Source organism: Streptomyces sp. NPDC021212 (assembly GCF_044332925.1).
In the GTDB taxonomy this organism is placed as follows: Bacteria; Actinomycetota; Actinomycetes; order Streptomycetales; family Streptomycetaceae; genus Streptomyces.
In genome coordinates, this window is record NZ_JBIRPZ010000002.1 from 228852 (window position 1) to 244865 (window position 16014).

17 protein-coding genes and 1 pseudogene are annotated in these 16014 nt (G+C 69.8%); 10 read left to right on the plus strand and 8 right to left on the minus strand.

The window, feature by feature from the left end; genetic code table 11:
* Positions 1 to 229: 229 nt before the first annotated feature.
* Positions 230 to 832, minus strand: a complete 603-nt coding sequence (locus ACH4SI_RS05240) for an Hsp20/alpha crystallin family protein (protein ID WP_398292787.1) — start codon at positions 830 to 832, stop codon at positions 230 to 232.
* Positions 833 to 844: 12 nt separating this feature from the next.
* Positions 845 to 1147, minus strand: coding sequence for a UBP-type zinc finger domain-containing protein (locus tag ACH4SI_RS05245; RefSeq protein ID WP_398292789.1), 303 nt, complete (start codon positions 1145 to 1147; stop codon positions 845 to 847).
* Positions 1148 to 1325: 178 nt separating this feature from the next.
* Between ACH4SI_RS05245 and ACH4SI_RS05250 the strand changes: the two genes are divergently transcribed.
* The 4 genes from ACH4SI_RS05250 to ACH4SI_RS05265 all read left to right on the plus strand — a co-directional run bounded on the left by ACH4SI_RS05250 (position 1326) and on the right by ACH4SI_RS05265 (position 7258).
* Positions 1326 to 3020, plus strand: coding sequence for a PucR family transcriptional regulator (locus ACH4SI_RS05250; RefSeq protein WP_398292791.1), 1695 nt, complete (start codon positions 1326 to 1328; stop codon positions 3018 to 3020).
* Positions 3021 to 3100: 80 nt separating this feature from the next.
* The gene (locus ACH4SI_RS05255; protein ID WP_398292793.1) at positions 3101 to 3748 is read left to right on the plus strand and encodes an endonuclease; all 648 of its coding nucleotides are present in this window, start codon (positions 3101 to 3103) and stop codon (positions 3746 to 3748) included.
* A 273-nt stretch (positions 3749 to 4021) separates the two neighbouring features.
* Entirely contained in the window at positions 4022 to 5188 is a 1167-nt protein-coding gene (locus tag ACH4SI_RS05260; RefSeq protein WP_398292795.1) for an acetyl-CoA carboxylase biotin carboxylase subunit family protein, read from the plus strand.
* 39 nt (positions 5189 to 5227) lie between these two features.
* Positions 5228 to 7258, plus strand: coding sequence for a hypothetical protein (locus ACH4SI_RS05265; RefSeq protein ID WP_398292797.1), 2031 nt, complete (start codon positions 5228 to 5230; stop codon positions 7256 to 7258).
* A 206-nt stretch (positions 7259 to 7464) separates the two neighbouring features.
* Here the strand turns inward: ACH4SI_RS05265 and ACH4SI_RS05270 are convergent, their stop codons facing one another.
* Positions 7465 to 7917, minus strand: coding sequence for a MarR family winged helix-turn-helix transcriptional regulator (locus ACH4SI_RS05270; RefSeq protein WP_398292799.1), 453 nt, complete (start codon positions 7915 to 7917; stop codon positions 7465 to 7467).
* A gap of 180 nt (positions 7918 to 8097) precedes the next feature.
* Between ACH4SI_RS05270 and ACH4SI_RS05275 the strand changes: the two genes are divergently transcribed.
* A complete protein-coding gene (locus ACH4SI_RS05275) occupies positions 8098 to 8286 on the plus strand; it encodes a hypothetical protein (RefSeq protein WP_398292801.1) in 189 nt (62 codons plus the stop codon).
* Here the strand turns inward: ACH4SI_RS05275 and ACH4SI_RS05280 are convergent.
* On the minus strand, positions 8261 to 8539 hold the full coding sequence (locus ACH4SI_RS05280; RefSeq protein ID WP_398292803.1) for a hypothetical protein: 279 nt from the start codon (positions 8537 to 8539) through the stop codon (positions 8261 to 8263). The genes ACH4SI_RS05275 and ACH4SI_RS05280 overlap by 26 nt on opposite strands.
* A gap of 31 nt (positions 8540 to 8570) precedes the next feature.
* Between ACH4SI_RS05280 and ACH4SI_RS05285 the strand changes: the two genes are divergently transcribed.
* On the plus strand, positions 8571 to 9335 hold the full coding sequence (locus ACH4SI_RS05285) for an amidohydrolase family protein (protein WP_398293899.1): 765 nt from the start codon (positions 8571 to 8573) through the stop codon (positions 9333 to 9335).
* A 578-nt stretch (positions 9336 to 9913) separates the two neighbouring features.
* Here ACH4SI_RS05285 and ACH4SI_RS05290 read toward each other — a convergent pair.
* From ACH4SI_RS05290 to ACH4SI_RS05300, 3 genes are read right to left on the minus strand one after another with little or no spacing between them, the layout of a single operon-like run.
* Positions 9914 to 10822 (minus strand): M56 family metallopeptidase, encoded by a 909-nt coding sequence (locus ACH4SI_RS05290; RefSeq protein ID WP_398292805.1) that lies wholly within the window; start codon positions 10820 to 10822, stop codon positions 9914 to 9916.
* A complete protein-coding gene (locus tag ACH4SI_RS05295) occupies positions 10819 to 11187 on the minus strand; it encodes a BlaI/MecI/CopY family transcriptional regulator (protein ID WP_398292807.1) in 369 nt (122 codons plus the stop codon). Before ACH4SI_RS05295 ends, ACH4SI_RS05290 begins: the two co-directional genes overlap by 4 nt.
* Positions 11171 to 11728 (minus strand): hypothetical protein, encoded by a 558-nt coding sequence (locus ACH4SI_RS05300; protein ID WP_398292809.1) that lies wholly within the window; start codon positions 11726 to 11728, stop codon positions 11171 to 11173. The genes ACH4SI_RS05295 and ACH4SI_RS05300 overlap by 17 nt, the downstream gene beginning before the upstream one ends.
* 132 nt (positions 11729 to 11860) lie before the next feature.
* Here ACH4SI_RS05300 and ACH4SI_RS05305 point away from each other — a divergent pair, with 132 nt between their 5' ends.
* From ACH4SI_RS05305 to ACH4SI_RS05320, 4 genes are all read left to right on the plus strand, one after another.
* A complete protein-coding gene (locus tag ACH4SI_RS05305; RefSeq protein ID WP_398292811.1) occupies positions 11861 to 12313 on the plus strand; it encodes a DUF6153 family protein in 453 nt (150 codons plus the stop codon).
* Positions 12314 to 12399: 86 nt separating this feature from the next.
* Positions 12400 to 13110, plus strand: a complete 711-nt coding sequence (locus ACH4SI_RS05310; RefSeq protein ID WP_398292813.1) for a DUF305 domain-containing protein — start codon at positions 12400 to 12402, stop codon at positions 13108 to 13110.
* Between the two features lie 137 nt (positions 13111 to 13247).
* Positions 13248 to 14108: a F510_1955 family glycosylhydrolase gene (locus ACH4SI_RS05315; RefSeq protein WP_398292815.1), complete on the plus strand. Its 861-nt coding sequence runs from the start codon at positions 13248 to 13250 to the stop codon at positions 14106 to 14108.
* Positions 14109 to 14251: 143 nt separating this feature from the next.
* Positions 14252 to 14392, plus strand: a complete 141-nt coding sequence (locus tag ACH4SI_RS05320; RefSeq protein ID WP_398292818.1) for a hypothetical protein — start codon at positions 14252 to 14254, stop codon at positions 14390 to 14392.
* Positions 14393 to 14422: 30 nt separating this feature from the next.
* Here ACH4SI_RS05320 and serA read toward each other — a convergent pair.
* Positions 14423 to 16013 (minus strand): annotated as a pseudogene (serA, locus tag ACH4SI_RS05325) (phosphoglycerate dehydrogenase).
* Between the last annotated feature and the right edge of the window lies 1 nt (position 16014).

Consider the following 16014-nt stretch of genomic DNA (forward strand, 5'->3'; position numbering starts at 1 on the left):
GGCTTCCGGGGCCGCCCTCGGGGTCGTCCGCGTCCTCGGGGCAGTGGAGCACGACGACGAGCGGCAGGGCAACCCGCTGCTGAGGCGAGATTACTGATCAACCGTTGGCTGGGGAAAGGAAAAATGGACATTGGCCATCCGGATGTACCCGCGGAGCCGGGAGAAGCCGGGAGAAGCCGGGCATCGGTCGGCGGCGCCCGGGTGGGGCGCCGCCGTGAAGAGGTGGGGTTCAGCGGTCGCGGCCGCGGAACCCCCAGCCGGATGTGCGGGACTTATCGGCCCCTTGGGCCTCGGTGCCCTCAGCGGCCTCATCCGTCACGCGCGTTCTCCCGGCTTCGGCCTGCCGCCCGCCACCGGTCTCCCCGCTCTCGGTGATCTCGACATGACGGGGCTTCACGGCTTCCGCCTTCGGGACGGTGATGGTGAGCACACCGTCGGCCATCCCGGCCCGGACGGCCTCGGTGTCGACCTCGGCGGGCAGCAGCATCCGGTACTCGAAGCGGCCGGTGCGGCGGGTGCTCCGGCGCAGCACGCCCTCGCGCTCGCGTTCGCCGATCTCGCCGGAGACGGTCAGCTCCTGGCCGCTCACCTCCACGTCCACGTCGTCGCGCCGGACGCCGGGGAGGTCCACTTCGACCCGGTAGGCGTCGTCGGCCTCGGTGACGTCGGCGGCGGGCGCCCACACCGAGGGGCCGGGTGCGGCGGCGCCGACGGTGGATTCGAGGAGTCCGCCCATCTGGCTGAGCAGTTCGTCGAATTCCGCCAGCGGGTTGCGGCTCCAGCCCCGGGGGCGTTCGAGGGGGCCTGCGCCCCGGTTTCGTCGGACGGGCATGCTCATCGTCCTTCACCTCCGTGATCCTGCGTGGTGATGGTTTTCTGCGGGTCGGACCAGGGCCTCGTGGACGTAGCACCACCGCCATTCCTCGCCCGTTTCCAGGGGCTCGACGATGGGATGGCTCGCCGCGGCGGCATGGGCGCGGGCGTGCTCGAGCGGGGAGGAGTCGCAGCAGCCGACGTGTCCGCAGGTCAGGCAGAGCCGCAGACGCACCCAGGGCGATCCCAGGCGCAGGCACTCCTCGCATCCCTCCGGGGTCCGCGGGGCGACCGGGCGCACCATGGACAGATGGGGGTCGGGATCGATGGCCATGGCGTTCACCCTCCTTGCCGTAGCGGGCGACATTGGCCGGACCATTGGCGGGACCGAGGCCCACCCCGTCAGGGTGGCAAGGCGGGACGACGGTGCGCCTGCGTCCCCGAGGTCGAAATTACGGTCCCTAATTTGCCCTCTTGCGGTGATTCGCCCGGATACGGGTACTCCGGACCGCATGGCCCCCTCAGGTGTCGCCGATGAGCTGATGCTGCGCTGTCTGGCCATGTTCGACAGCCGGGACGAGGCGGAGATACTGCGCCGGGCGATGGCCCAGGTCAGTACCGTCGGCGCGGGCCGCGCCGAGGCGGGCTACCTGCTGCTCGGCGACGGCCTGGTGCGCTGCCCCGGCGACGCTTTCCGGGCGACCCCGGCCCTGGACGCGCGGGTCCGGGAGCTGGCGGGCCGGGACGGGCCGGTGCGCTTCCCCCGGCGGGGCTGGGGGTGGGCGTTCGCCCTGCGCGAGCCGGACGGGCCGCACGAGTCCGACGGGCAGCACGCGCCGAACGGGCTGCGGGGCGCGCTGGTGGTCAGTTCCCGTGACCGGCCGGGCGAGGACGAGCGGTTCCTGCTGTCCCTCCTGGTGCACCAGACCTCCGCGGCGCTGTCCATCGCCGCCGCCCACCGCCGGGAGCGCGCCCAGGCCGCCGAGCTGCGCCGGGCCCGGGGCGAGCGGGAGGCGATCCGGCGGCGGCTGGACCGCGCCCTCTCCGACCTGGGCCATCTGCACGAGGTGCACGACGCCCTGGCCCGGGCCGGCGCCCGCGGCGACGGCGAGGCGGGTATCGCCCGGGCGCTGCACCGCGTCACCGGCCTGCCCGCCGCCGTCGAGGACCGGTTCGGCAATCTGCGGGCCTGGGCGGGCCCCGGGCGCCCCGATCCGTACCCCAAGCCGGATCCGGCGCAGCGCGAGGAGCTGCTGCGCGAGACCGCCCGCCGGTCCCGCCCGGCCCGGGTACGGGACCGGCTGGTCGCGGTCGCCACGCCGCGGGGCGAGCCACTGGGCGCGCTGTGCCTGCTGGACCCCGAGGGCCGGGCCGACGAGCGGGCCGTACGCGCCCTGGACCAGGCCGCGTCCGCGCTCGCCCTGGAGCTGGCGCATCTGCGGGAGCTGGCCGAACTGGAGCTGCGGCTGCGGCGCGAGCTGGTGGACGACCTGCTCACGGGCGCGGACGACACCAGCGCCTACGCCCGAGCCGAGGCGGTCGGCCACGATCTGCACGGTCCGCACCATGTGGTCGCCGTGCGCTGGGCGGACGGACCGGCGGACGACGGCTTCCTGCGCGCCGTCGGCCGGGCGGCCTCGGGGCTGGGGCTGCGGGTGCTGCCGACCCGCCGCTCCGGTACGGCGGTGCTGGTGGCGCGGGGCCGTCCGGCCGAGCGCGCGCTGCACGCGGCGCTCAGCCGGGAGCTGGGCTCACCGGCCGGGGCGGTCGGCGTCGGCGGCCGCTGCGACGCCCCGCACGAGGTCCCCCGTTCGTATCAGGAGGCGCTTCGCGCGCTGGAGGTCCGGCAGGGTTCGCACAGCGCGTACGGCATCACCTTCTTCGACGACCTGGGCCTGTACCGCATTCTGCGCACCGGAAAGGATCAGCGGGAGGTGGAGCAGTTCGTACGGGAGTGGCTGGGCCCGCTGCTGGACTACGACGCGCTGCACCGGACGGCCCTGGTCGAGACGCTGACCGCGTATTTCGACCGCGGCGGCAACTACAGCGAGACGGCCGCCGCCCTGGTCATCCACCGCTCCACGCTGCGCTACCGGCTCCAGCGGATCCGCGAGATCAGCGGCAGCGATCTGACGGACGTGGACAGCAGGCTCAACCTCCAGGTGGCCACCCGCATCTGGAAGATCATGCGGAGCGGGCCGGAGTGACCGGAGTGAACCGCTCCGCGGCGGGCACTCGCGGGGGCCGTCCGTCGCCACAGGACCTCAGCGAGGAGGTGGGCTCCGACATGAGCGAGAAGGACAAGAGCGACAAGAACGCGAGCGTGGTACGCAGTCTGCTGGACCGGCAGGGCACGACCTACGCGGCCGAGGCCGGAATCACCCTGCGGAACACCCCCGGCTCCCTCTACCAGCTGCTGGTGCTGGCCCATCTGCTGTCCGCCCGGATCAAGGCGGACATCGCGGTGGCCTCCGCGCGCGCCCTCTTCGACGCCGGGATGCGCGATCCACGGAAGATGGCCGACGCCACCTGGCAGCAGCGCGTCGACGCGCTGGGCGAGGGCGGCTACCGCCGTTACGACGAGCGGACCGCGACCCAGCTCGGCGAGGCCGCCGAGCTGCTGCTGCGCGAGTACGGCGGGGATCTGCGGCGGCTGCGCGACGCCGGGGACCCGCGGAAGCTGCTGCGGGAGATCACCGGCATCGGACCGGCCGGGGTCGACATCTTCCTGCGGGAGGCGCAGGGCGTCTGGCCGGAGTTCGCCCCGTACTTCGACCGGAAGGCGCAGGAGGGCGCCGAGCGCGTCGGCCTGCCGAAGAGCGCCGCGTCCCTGGAGAAGCTGGTGTCCGGCAAGGACCTCCCCCGGCTCGCCGCGGCCCTGGTCCGCGTGGCGCTCCACGGCGACGCCGCCGAGGAGGTGCGCGCCGCGGCGTAATGGGCGCGATGGCGCGCTTGGCACATTATTTATCAGGCGGCCCGGCCCCGAGGGGATGCCGACGCGGACCGGCGGTGCCGGTCCGCGTCGCTTCGCCGCGAAACCCCACACACGGAGGTGAATTGCTTGCGCGGCAGATCACCGGGTAGGCGCACGTCACGCCGTCGATGAGCGCACGCGCCGAAGGAGAAACTGCCTATGCCACAAGTCGAACCGACCACCAAGAACCCGGACAAAGGATATGTAGCACTACTTGGCTGGAGTCTCAACGCGGTGGAAGCCCTCGACCGGTTCGACCGGCGATACGTCGTCGTGGCGCCGGAGTGGGCCGAGGAGTACTGCGTCGAGCACGGCATCCCCTACGTGCCGTGGAATTTCGAACGGCTCAACGACCGCTCCATGGAAATCGCCGAGACTCTTCAGAACGAGGGGGTCGACGTCGCGATCCCGCTGTTCGAGGAAACGGTGGAATGGGCAGGGGCGATCAACTCCGTCCTGCTGAACAACCCGCGTTTGTACGGTCAGGCCATGCTCCTGCGGGACAAGGCACTGATGAAGCGCCGCGCGCAACTCGGCGGCATCCGGGTCGGGATATTCGAGGAAGCCCACGACCGGGACGACGTGATCCGCTTCCTCAAGCGCGTCAACCAGACCCTGCTCAAGCTGGACGGCGACCCGAACGACCCGATCCATCTCAAGGCGTTCGACAAGGCGGGATGCCTCGGGCACCGCGTCATCCGCACCCCGGACGAGATCGACACGATTCCGGACGAAGAGTTCCCGGTCCTCATGGAATCCCACCTCGATGGCTGGGAGTTCGCGGTCGAGGCGTGGGTACACAACGGGAAGATCAAGTTCCTCAACATCTCCGAATACGTCACGCTGGGTTATTCGGTGTTCGTGCCGGCAACCCCGGAACTGGAGCGGTACCGCCCGCAGATCACGGCGCAGATCGAGAAGCTCATCAAGACCTTCGACATCGAGTTCGGCTTCGTACACCCAGAGTATTTCGTCACCAGTGACGGCGAGATGTACTTCGGCGAGGTCGCCTACCGGCCGCCCGGATTCAAGGTGTTCGAGTTGCTGGAGCGGGCATACGGGTTCAACGCCTACCATGGGCTGGTGCTGGCCTTCGACCCGAAGACGACCGAGGAGGAGATCGACGCCTTCTTCCCGCGCGAGGTGGTCGACGCGTCCGGGGTCGCCGGCTGCTTCGGGGTCTACCCGCGCCGCCGCGTCGTCAGCGACCTGGAGATCCCCGAGGAGACCGAGGACGACGACTACTACGAGTCGCACGACCTCTCGACTCCGCTCGAGGAGACCGTCACCAAGAGGACCGCGTTCGGCACCCACTGGGGTCTGGTGTACTTCTTCGGTGAGGACCCCTACCGGATGCGCGACCTGTTGAAGAAGCAGGAAGAGCTCGACTTCTACGTCTGACGACCCCGTGGACGCAGGAGCCCTACCCGAGGAAACCCTTTGAAACCGACCGTCGACGTCAACGGTGAGGCCACGACGCTGGACAAGCGCGTGACCTCACTCGACGACGCCATCCAGGCCATGGCCGAAACCCGCGACTTCGGCAAGCACACGAAGCTGCGGCGGGTCCTGGAAGCAGTGCGGCGAGTGCTCATGCAGCCGGGCGGCGCCGCGGCGGTCCAGGGCAGGGCGCAGGCCCTTGAGGAAGCCGGGCTTTTCCAGGGGACGGACTGGGCATCACCGGAGATCCTCATCCCGGCGTTGGTCGGCCCGGGTCTGCACAGCGGAGACGCGGACACCGTGGTCATGGAAGCGACCAGCGAGCTGCGGATGCTCGCCGTCGCCCGCGGCGACTTCGCGCACCCGAAGTTGCCCGCCGAGGACGCCCGCCAGTTCCTGTCCCAGGTGCTGGCGATGAACCTGGAGCTGTTGTTCACCCCGCCCAGCGAGGCGGAGCGAACCCAAGCGGGCCGGACCGCACAGCTCATCCGGGACCTGTTCCGCCACCTCGCCGAAGGGATCGGTTACGACAGCGTCCTGGACAACCTGGTCGACGAGATCTGGCGGATCCTGCGCCAGCGTCCGATCCAGGTCGAGGCGGTGAAGTCCCTGATCACCCGGATCTCGATCTACCTCGACGATCCGGACGTCGCTCTCGGTGGGTCGTCGGGGCTGGGCATCGACCGGCTCATCACGAGCCTGTTCGGGACCACCGAGGCGTGCCGGGAGGACCCGGGCATCGAGGTCTTCCGCTCCCGGCTCGAGGCGATGGACACCGGCGGCCTGCAGTACGAGGCGGCGGGGTTCGCGCGGGCGATGCACGACACCGGTCTGGTGTCGCCGTACCATGCGGAACTGCTCCGGTTCCTCCTGCGCGAGAGCGACTACCTCGTCGGCGAGGCGCTCGGGCTTTCCGACACCGGCCGGAACTGCCTGATGCGCTACAGCGAACTGGTGCACCGGCTGATCGAGGTGGCCGTGCACCCGCAGACGGCGCAGAGCGTCTACGGGCTGGCGCTGCTGCTCGACCGCGGCATCCTCTACGAGCCGCCGGTGGTGCCCGCGCTGTGGCGCCAGCTGTCGCTTGAGCTGTCCCCGGCCGCGCGGGAGCGGTTGACGACGGTTTTCGGCGACGTGCCGGGGCCGCGGGCGCGGCTGGTCGCCGGGGTGCTCTCGATGCTGGGCCAGCCGCTCGGCGTCGGTCAGGGCGACAACCCCACCTGCCAGTCGGCCCGCGCGCTGTCGATGTGGTCCTACAACGACCCGGACTACCTGCTGCAAATGGTGGTCTGGGCGGCCCGCGACGACGAGGTCCTCATGCACTTCGAGGGTCAGCCGATCTCGTCGAAGGACAGCGCGATCGGAGTGGCGAGCACGCTGCCGATGGACCTGGACCCCGTGTCGCTGCTCGTGGTGCCCCACCTGGACCGGATCTACGCCGAGATGGGACGGCGCTGCGCAGCGCGGCCAGGGGACCCGCACCGGTGGGTCAACCCCGAGTTCCACGGCTGGTGGGCGGGCCGTGGGTTCCACATCAACGTCGACGTCGCGACCGGAAACCTGGTCGACCTCGACGCGTTCCTGCGGCAGTTCCACGCCACCTATCACCCGACCTACAACGGCGAGCAGCCGCTGATCCATCCGCAGCCGGCCGGCGTCGCCGTCACCGACAGCGCCGCCCGCTACGTCGGCTGGCACGCGATCACGATCCTGCGGGCCGCGCCGGACCCCCAGGACGTCATGAGGGTGTATTTCTTCAACCCGAACAACGACAGCGGCCAGGACTGGGGCGACGGCGTGGTCGTCTCCACCGCGGGCAACGGCGAGCGGTTCGGCGAGGCCTCACTGCCGTTCGACCAGTTCGCCTCGCGGCTCTACATCTTCCACGCCGACCCGCTCGAGCAGGGCGAACCGGAGCGGGTGCCCGCCGAAGACATCGCGCGGATCATCGGCTACATCGAGCGCAGCTGGGGCAACGACCGGCTGCCCGCGGGGACGCTGCAAGCCCTCGAAGGGCCCACGAGCCTGTGAGGCCGACCTCCGGCGGCTGTCCGCCGCCGGAGGGAATGCGTCCCGCAGAACCCGGTGCCAACTGGGCGCCGGCGCCTCCGCCACTCGACCACAGCGCGCCATCTCGGCGCCCGGCAACGGTGTCTGCCGCCTATGCCCGTCGTCGGCGCTTCCCCCGTCCAAGCACCGCAACCTCAACGCGCCGGGCTCGGGGACGGCCGTGGTGGCTATCGGAGCTCGCCCGGGCGGTCCGGGTTCTGGGCGAGCCGGGCCTCGATGCGCTGAAGGGTCGAAATCACCGTGGCAATCTCGTCGGTATCGGTGACGGCCCCGGCGAGCAGGCGGCTCCATGCCTCCCGCAGCCGCCGCAAGTTCTCCTCCGCCTTGTCGGTGGGGTAGAGGCGTACTCGGCGTGCGTCGTGTTCGTCCACGTCTCGCCGTACCAGGCCGTTCTTCTCCAGCCCTCGTAGCGCCCTGCTGAAGTTGCTGGAGATCAGCTGGGTGGCCTCGGCCGCGGCACCGGGAGTCGTGCCCGGGTGGCGGTCGATGAAACGCATCACGGCTCCTTGCAGGGGCGTCCCCGACTCGGCTGCAGCCTCCTTGGATGCCTGGATATGGCGGCCCACCGCCAGGATCAGGTCAGCGAGCTCGAAGAGCTGTGAGGTCTGTTTCTCGTCCACCACGTCAGGCTAACTTGCCTACCCTCAGATAGTTATCAATTGACAGCTATGTGCCGGCTTCGTACATTGCCTGTCAAGTGATAGGTAACTGATGCGGCTCAGACCGGTGCCGAGCCCGCCGGCGCATGAGGTCAGCCCTTGTGCTGATGACGCATGTGAACGAACGACGTAGGAGCAGTCGTGACAGCAGCCGACGGCAGGACCGCTTTGATCATCGGGGCATCCTGCGGGCTGGGCTGCGCACTGGCTGCCGCATACCTGAGGCGGGGCCGGCAGGTGACCGCCACGGTCCGCGGCACGGGTGAGACCGAGCTGCACCGCCTGGCCGCCGCCGACGGCCGCCTCACCGTGGAAAGCGTCCGTTGGTGACACCAGCCCCTACGCCCGACGAGCGGAAGAAAACGAGAACATGAAGATCATCGCTATCGAGGAACACTGGAACAGCGTCGCCATCCGCGACGCGCTCGACCGTCTCCAGGGCTCCGAACGGGACGAAAGCACCGCCTTCAACACCATGGGCGACAACCAGGCCCGGCTCGAAGACATCGGCCCGGGCCGCATCGAGACCATGGACGCCGCCGGCATCGACCTGTCCATCCTGTCGGTCGTCACCCCCCGCCACCCAGGCTCTCCCGGCCCGCGAAGCCGTTGTCCTGGCTCGCGACGCGAACGACGAGGCCACCGACGCGGTCACCGCGCACCCCACCCGGCTCCGGGCGTTCGCGACCCTGCCCACCGGCGACCCGCAGGCGGCGGCCACGGAACTGGAACGGTGTGCCACCCGCCTGGGGCACGTAGGCGCGATGGTGCACGGGCGTGCCGGCAACCGCCCGCTGGACGACGACGCGTACGACGATCTGTTCGCCACCGCGGCCCGCCTCCACCAGCCGATCTTCATCCATCCGCAGATCCCGTCCCACCAACTGCGCGATGCCGCCTACCGGGGTCTGAGCCCCCAGGTCGACCTCGGCCTGGCGACCTTCGGCTGGGGCTGGCACATGGACGCCGGCCTCGCCGCGCTACGTCTGATCCTGCGCGGCACCTTCGACCGCCACCCCGACCTCCAGCTCGTCCTCGGCCACTGGGGCGAGATGCTGCTGTTCTGGATGGACCGGGTCGACAGCCTCTCAGGTGTCGCCACGCACCTCGAACGCCGGATCTCGGACTACCTCACCACCAATATCCACATCACCAGCAGCGGAATGCTCCACGAACGCCTGCTGCGTCACACGCTCGACTTCACCAGCACCGACCAAGTGCTGTTCTCCACCGACTATCCCTTCCACCGGCCCGACGCGGCAGCAGTCCGGAATTTCTTCGACGCCGTCCCCCACCCCACGGACCGCTCCAAGATCGCCTTCGGGAATGCGGAAGCTCTGTTCCCACTGACGGGACAGATCGGGCCCGTACGCACCTGACCCTCTGACGGTGAACCCGGCGGCCCCGGCGCACCGCAAGGCCCGCCGCGAGTACGGCAACCCGCTTCGGCGTCGCCGCGGTCAACGACGGCCGGATCTACTGGTTCGCCTGCGAGAGCGCCCCTGAGCACGCCACCCCTGCACACGACCTGGACCAGTTGTCCGATCGATTCCGGGACTGGCACGACCCCATCCCCCGACTTCTCGCCGCCGCCCCGGGAGACAGCCTGCTGCGTTTCGCCTGGACGCCGCCCCTCGGTCGAGCCGGGTGTGTTCGGCGGGGAAGGCGAGGGCGATCCTGCGCAGTCCGTTCTCGTCGGGCAGGCGCGTGGTGACCGGCGCGGTGCCGCTGCCGCACGGCTCGGAGTCGAGGAACCGGCGGCCGGTCGGGGCAGTTCCAAGCCTGACAGCACGCCAGAACGCCGCCCGCGCTCATCCCAGGCCCCGCTAAGCGGCATAGCAGTACGGTGTCGGCAGCACCTCGCGAACCGGGAGCCTCTGCTCGAGCGGCGCCCCTGGCGCAGGCAGGAAGGCGGGCGGGGGCTCCCGGACAGGAGTGGGGGCAGGGATTGGTGTGATCAGGGTCCGCAGGCCACCAGCAGGGGCAGCAGTGGAGCCGCGGCACTGGCCGCCACGACACCCAGCCACGTCGCGCGGTGCGGCCGGGGTTGCGGTGTGAGGACGCGGCGCAGCCGGATGAGGGCACCCGGCCCGCCCACGCCCAGTGTTCCCTGCGGCGCCTGCCCCGCGGCTACCTCACACAGGGCGGTCGCCAGCGCGTCCCTGGAGTGGCTTCGCAGGGCCCTGTCATCCGCGATCATCTCTACCAGCAGTGTGATCTGCTCCTTGGCATGCCGGGCGAGCGGCAGGCCGGGGAAGGCGCGGGAGAACGCGTCCGCGAGCAGTTGGAGAAGGTGGTGCCTGCCCTCCATGTGAGCGCGCTCGTGCTCCAGTGCGGCACGCATCTGCGCATCGGACAGAACGTCGAGGGCTCCCCGGGTGATGACGACACGACGCCGACGCCCGGGGAGGCAGTACACGGCGGGGGCGCCATGGTCCACGACCGTGGCGTCGTACCCGGGGGCAGGCTCACCGATCAGGGCGAGCATGTCGAGGTGACGCTGCCTCGCTCGGCGGGCCCGCCAGGCACAGAGCACGAACCAGCCGAGAGGCAGCAGCACGATCACGGCGGGAGAGCTGAGCGCCAGGGCATCCCCGAGGGTGGGCGCGGACTCGCTCACCGGTACGTCGGCGGTCAGAGCGCAGACGCCGAGCAGTCCGACGAGACCCTCATGTACATGCCGCTCGGTGAGAACCAGGTGGTACACCGTGAGCGCGGTGGCGACGACGAACGTCACCATCAGTCCCTGCCATGCGAGGGCCGCCAGGACCGGAGCACGGTGGGGCCATCGCGCCCGTGACAGCAGAGGTGGCATCGCGGCGCCCACCAGGGCCGCGTATCCAGCCAGCGCCACAGCCGTGATCACACATCACTCCGCTTCCTGGCCGCTCGGAGAGCCGAGCGCAGGGCGTCTGCCTCTTCCGGCGTGATCTGTTCGATGAAACTGACCAGAGTTCCGACCGGATCCGGGTTACCGCCGAGCGCCTCCTGCATCCGCGACGCCGTGTACTGCTGTCGGGTACACGTGGGCTCGTACACCCACGCCCGCCCCTCCTTGTGCCGTTTCAGCATGCCTTTACCGTGCAGAATGTCGGCCACGGTCTTCACCGTGCTGTAGGCGATGGGCCGCTTCTTGCTGATGTCCAGCAGTACGTCGCGCGCGGTCGCCGGCCGCCCCCAGGCCCACAGGCGGTGCATGATCTCCGCCTCGAGCTCACCCAGCTGACGCACGATCGCTCCCTTCGCCCCCGGAACGCGAAGCCTCCGGCACCAGTGATCGCTCATCGTAGGGGGCAGAGTCCTGGAGCCCCGCGGAGCCTCGGCGAGAGGGCGCGGTGGGCACGGGGCAAGCGGCAGCCGTGCGCAGACGCCGTACCAGGGCATGTGCGAGCAGCCCCAGCCAGGCCATGGCCAGGACGGGCTGTGCGGGTGCCCAGTACGAGAGGGCTCCGCTCACCCCGAGGGCCAGCACCACCAGTTTGTTGCAGATCGGGCAGCCGACGGCGAACGCGGACAGCACGCCCGCGAGCAGCGCCCGGCGCCCTCGTGGCCCATCGGGCCGCGCGGCCCGAGGCGCATGCACATACGTCGCCACCAGCAGCCCCATGAGCAGCGATGACGCCACCCAGACCGGATAGTTCCACCACAGCACCGTGGTCATCCGGGTGTAGAGGGGCGTGGGCACCACTCCGGTCGGCACACCGATAGCGACTCCGGCGACGAGGGCCACGGCCATCGCCGCCACCCACTGACGTGGCGTCCAGGTGCGCATGCGTCCGCCTCCCTGCCGTTACCATTACTGCCAAACAGCTTAGTAGGTCACCCCGGCGCCCGACCCGCGCGGCATGATCCCATCCGCTTCGGTACTGTCGGGGAGCGGAGCGACCACAGAGGGAGTCACGACGTGCAGGTGAGCCGACGCGTACGAACAGGAGGTGCCCTCGGGCATCTGCTGCTCGTCGTCGTGCTCGCGCTGGGCGTCTTCGTGATGCACTCGATGGGCCATCCCGACAGCGCCTCCCACACGAGCATGGGAGCGGCTCACGCATCGGCCACGACCGCCCACAAGGGCGCCGGCATGTCCTCGTCGCAGGATGTTGTCGCCTCCTCGCACTCTTCGGATTCCCATCAGGACGGCAAGGCGACCTCCCACTCCCCGGCCATGGGGATGAACATGGCCTCGCTGTGCGTGGCCGTGCTCGGCACGTGGGTTCTCGCCGGCCTTCTCCGCGCGGTCCTGAGCCGCAGGACGGAGTGGCTGACACGGCTTCGCGATGGCGCCGTGGCGGCCCTGCGTCCCAATCCTCCTCCGCGCAGACCGCCCGACCTCGCTCAACTGTCAGTCCTGCGGATCTAGGCCGAACGCCACCGTGGGCAGCTTGTGCTGCCCGCGCACCCCGTTCGACAGACCTTCCGCAGAACAGACACCACGAGGTTTTCGACATGACCGCCATCAAGCGCAGCACGCTCCGTCCGCGCGTCCGCCGCATCGCTCTCGTCAGCACCGTCGCCGCCGCAGGCTTGGTCCTCGCCGCCTGTGGCAACGACGACGACATGAGCGGCATGGACCACGGGAGCAAGAGCAAGAGCTCCGCCTCGGCGAGCGCGACCACCGGGGAGAACCCCGCACCGGGCGCGTTCAACGACGCGGATGTGAAGTTCGCGCAGATGATGATCCCCCACCACGAGCAGGCCGTCGAGATGTCCAAGCTCGCCGACGAGCGCGCCGAGGACGCCAAGATCAAGACCCTCGCCGGGGACATCGAGAAGGCGCAGGATCCCGAGATCAAGACGATGAAGTCCTGGCTCAAGGCATGGGGCAAGCCCGAGTCGGGCAGCGGCATGCCCGGCATGGACCACGGATCCGGCAGCAGCATGCCCGGTATGGATCACGGTTCCGGCAGCTCCGAGAACTCGGGCATGCCCGGGATCATGTCCGACAAGGACATGAAGGAGCTGACGGCCGCCAAGGGCACGGACTTCGACAAGATGTTCGCGCAGATGATGATCGACCACCACAACGGGGCGATCGACATGGCCAAGGACGAGCAGAAGAGCGGTAAGAACGCCACCGCCAAGAAGCTCGCCGACGATGTCGTCAAGAACCAGACCGCCGAGGTCAAGACGCTCCAGGGCATCCTCGACAAGCTCTGATCCGATCACACGCCGACCGCCCCGGGCTCAGCCGGTCACTCCGGGGAGCCCGGGGCGGTCGCCCCCTCGAACTCCTTACTTGGGCCGCGCCCGGTCATGTTCCGGCCCGCCCCCACAATTCCCGAGGACTCCTAAAGATGCACCGCGCCGTCCAGGCAGCCGCCGCCGTCGCCCTCGGCCTCACACTGGCCGCCTGCTCCAGCGGAGACGGCGACACGGACTCGTCCGATGCCGTCACCACCGTCAGCCACATCCACGGACTCGGGCTGGACCCATCCGACCAGCGCCTGTACGTCGCGACCCACGAAGGCATCTACACCCCCGGCTCCAAGGGCAATCCCAAGCCGGTGGGCGACAGCAAGGACGACTTCATGGGCTTCACGGTGGCCCAGGGCAAGACCTTCTACGCCAGCGGCCATCCCGCCTCCGGAGCGGACGGCCCCGGCAACAAGGGACTGATCAAGAGCACCGACGCGGGCAGGACTTGGAGGTCGCTCTCCCTCCCAGGGAAGTCCGACTTCCACGCTCTGGACTACGCACACGGCACCGTCTACGGCTACGACTCCACCAACGGCCTGCTCCGCACCACCAAGGACGGCACCACCTGGAAGGACGGGGCGACGTTCCAGGCGCTCGACATCGCAGTCGATCCGGACGACGCCGGCCTCGTCCTCGCCACCACCGCGGAAGGAGTCGCCCGCAGTACCGACGGCGGCAAGACCTTCGCCAAGGGCAGGCAGCCGGTGATGGCCTTCCTCGCCTGGAAGGCCCAGAACGCCCTCTACGGCATCGACACCTCCGGCAGGCTGAGCCGCAGCACCGACGGCGGCGCCACATGGAAGAAGCTCGCCACCGTCCCCGGCGGACAGCCTCAAGCACTCACCGCCGTCGACGCCCAGCACGTCCTGGCCGCGACGCAGAACGGCGTGTACGAGTCGAAGGACAGCGGCAAAACCTTTACCAAGCGCCTCGCCGTCGAGTCGAGCGGCGGCCACTGACCGCTTCGGCAATGCTGCCGTGGTGGCGGCACTCCACATCGTGGGGTTCCGACTGTTCGCGTACTACAACGCGCGCCACCACGGCCTCACCGACAGCCAGGGGCGGTCGCCGACGCGGGGGCGGCGGGGGTGGCGTACACGTCGTGTTCGGCCTCTCCGTCGTCATCGCCTTCGCCGCTCAGGCCGCGAACCGCCTCCAGGCCGGGTTCGCGGAGATCGGCGGCGCCCACGGCAGCTCGTCCTGTCCGCATGCGGCCTCGGGCCGCCCACCGCCGAAGCAGTGAGCGGCCCGGGTTCTGCGACCTTGATGTGGGTCAGCCGAGGCTGACCGAGCGGGCGAAGGTGGCGTCGATCTCCTGGGCGATTTCGTTGAGTACGTCGGCGGGGACGTTGCTGTCGACGTTCAGGACGGCGAGCGTCCCACCACCCGGCACGGACCGCGAGACCTGCATCCCGGCGATGTTGAGGCCCGCCTCGCCGAGTACGTGGCCGACGGTGCCGACGACGCCGGGCCGGTCCTTGTACCGCAGGAAGATCAGGTGGTCGCTGACCGCGAGGTCGAGGGTGTGCTCACCCACCGACACGATCTTCTGGATGTTCCTGGGGCCGGTCAGGGTGCCGGACACCGCGACCTGTTCACCGCTGTTCAGGGTGCCGCGGACGGTCACCATATGGTGGTGGTCGGGGGACTTCGAGCTGGTGGTGTGGCGCACGTCGACCTTGCGTTTCCTGCGCGAGCAGGGGTGCGTTGACGTAGGAAACCGCCTGGTCGACGACGTTTTCGAAGACGCCCTTGAGTGCGGAGAGTTCCAGCACCTTGACGTTGTGCCGGGTGATGTCGCCATAGACCTCGACGTCGAGCCGGACCGCGACCTCACCGGCCAGGGCGGTGAAGATCCTGCCGAGGTTCTCGGCGAGCGGCACGCAGGGGCGGATGTCCTCGGCGATGACGCCGCCCTCGACATTGACCGCGTCCGGGACCAGCTCCCCCGCGAGCGCCAGCCGCACCGACTTGGCGACGGCGATGCCCGCCTTCTCCTGGGCCTCATCGGTCGAGGCGCCCAGGTGTGGGGTGGCCACGACGTTGTCGAACTCGAAGAGCGGGGAGTCGGTGCACGGCTCCTGGGCGAAGACGTCCAGGCCCGCGGCGGCGACGCGGCCCTCCTTGAGCGCGCTGGCCAGCGCCTGCTCGTCGACGATCCCGCCGCGCGCGGCGTTGACGATCCGCACCTCGGGCTTGACCTTGTGCAGTGCCTCGTCGCCGATCAGGCCGACGGTCTCGGGAGCCTTCGGGAGGTGGACCGTGATGAAGTCGGCGACCTCCAGCAGCTCGTCGAGCGAGAGGAGTTTGACGCCCAGCTGCGCGGCGCGCGCGGGTTGCACGTACGGGTCGTAAGCGACGACCTTCATGCCGAAGGCGGACATCCGCTGGGCGACCAGCACGCCGATGCGGCCGAGGCCGACGACGCCGAGGGTCTTCTCGCTCAGTTCGACGCCGGTGTACTTGCTGCGTTTCCACTCGCCGTTCTTCAGCGCCGCATCGGCCTGCGGGATGTTCCGCGCGGTGGCGATGAGCAGGCCGCAGGCGAGCTCGGCGGCGGTGACGATGTTGGACGTCGGGGCGTTGACGACCATGACGCCGGCCTTGGTGGCGGCGGAGACGTCAACGTTGTCGAGGCCGACTCCGGCGCGGGCGACGACCTTCAGCTTTTTGGCGGCGGCGATGGCCTCCGCGTCGACCTTGGTCGCGCTGCGTACCAGGATCGCGTCGACATCCGCGACAGCGGAAAGCAGTTCAGCTCGATCGGCGCCCTTGCAGAGCCGGATCTCGAAGTCCGGGCCCAGGGCGCCGATAGTGGCGGGCGACAGCTTCTCAGCCAGGAGTACGACAGGTTTCGAGCTCACG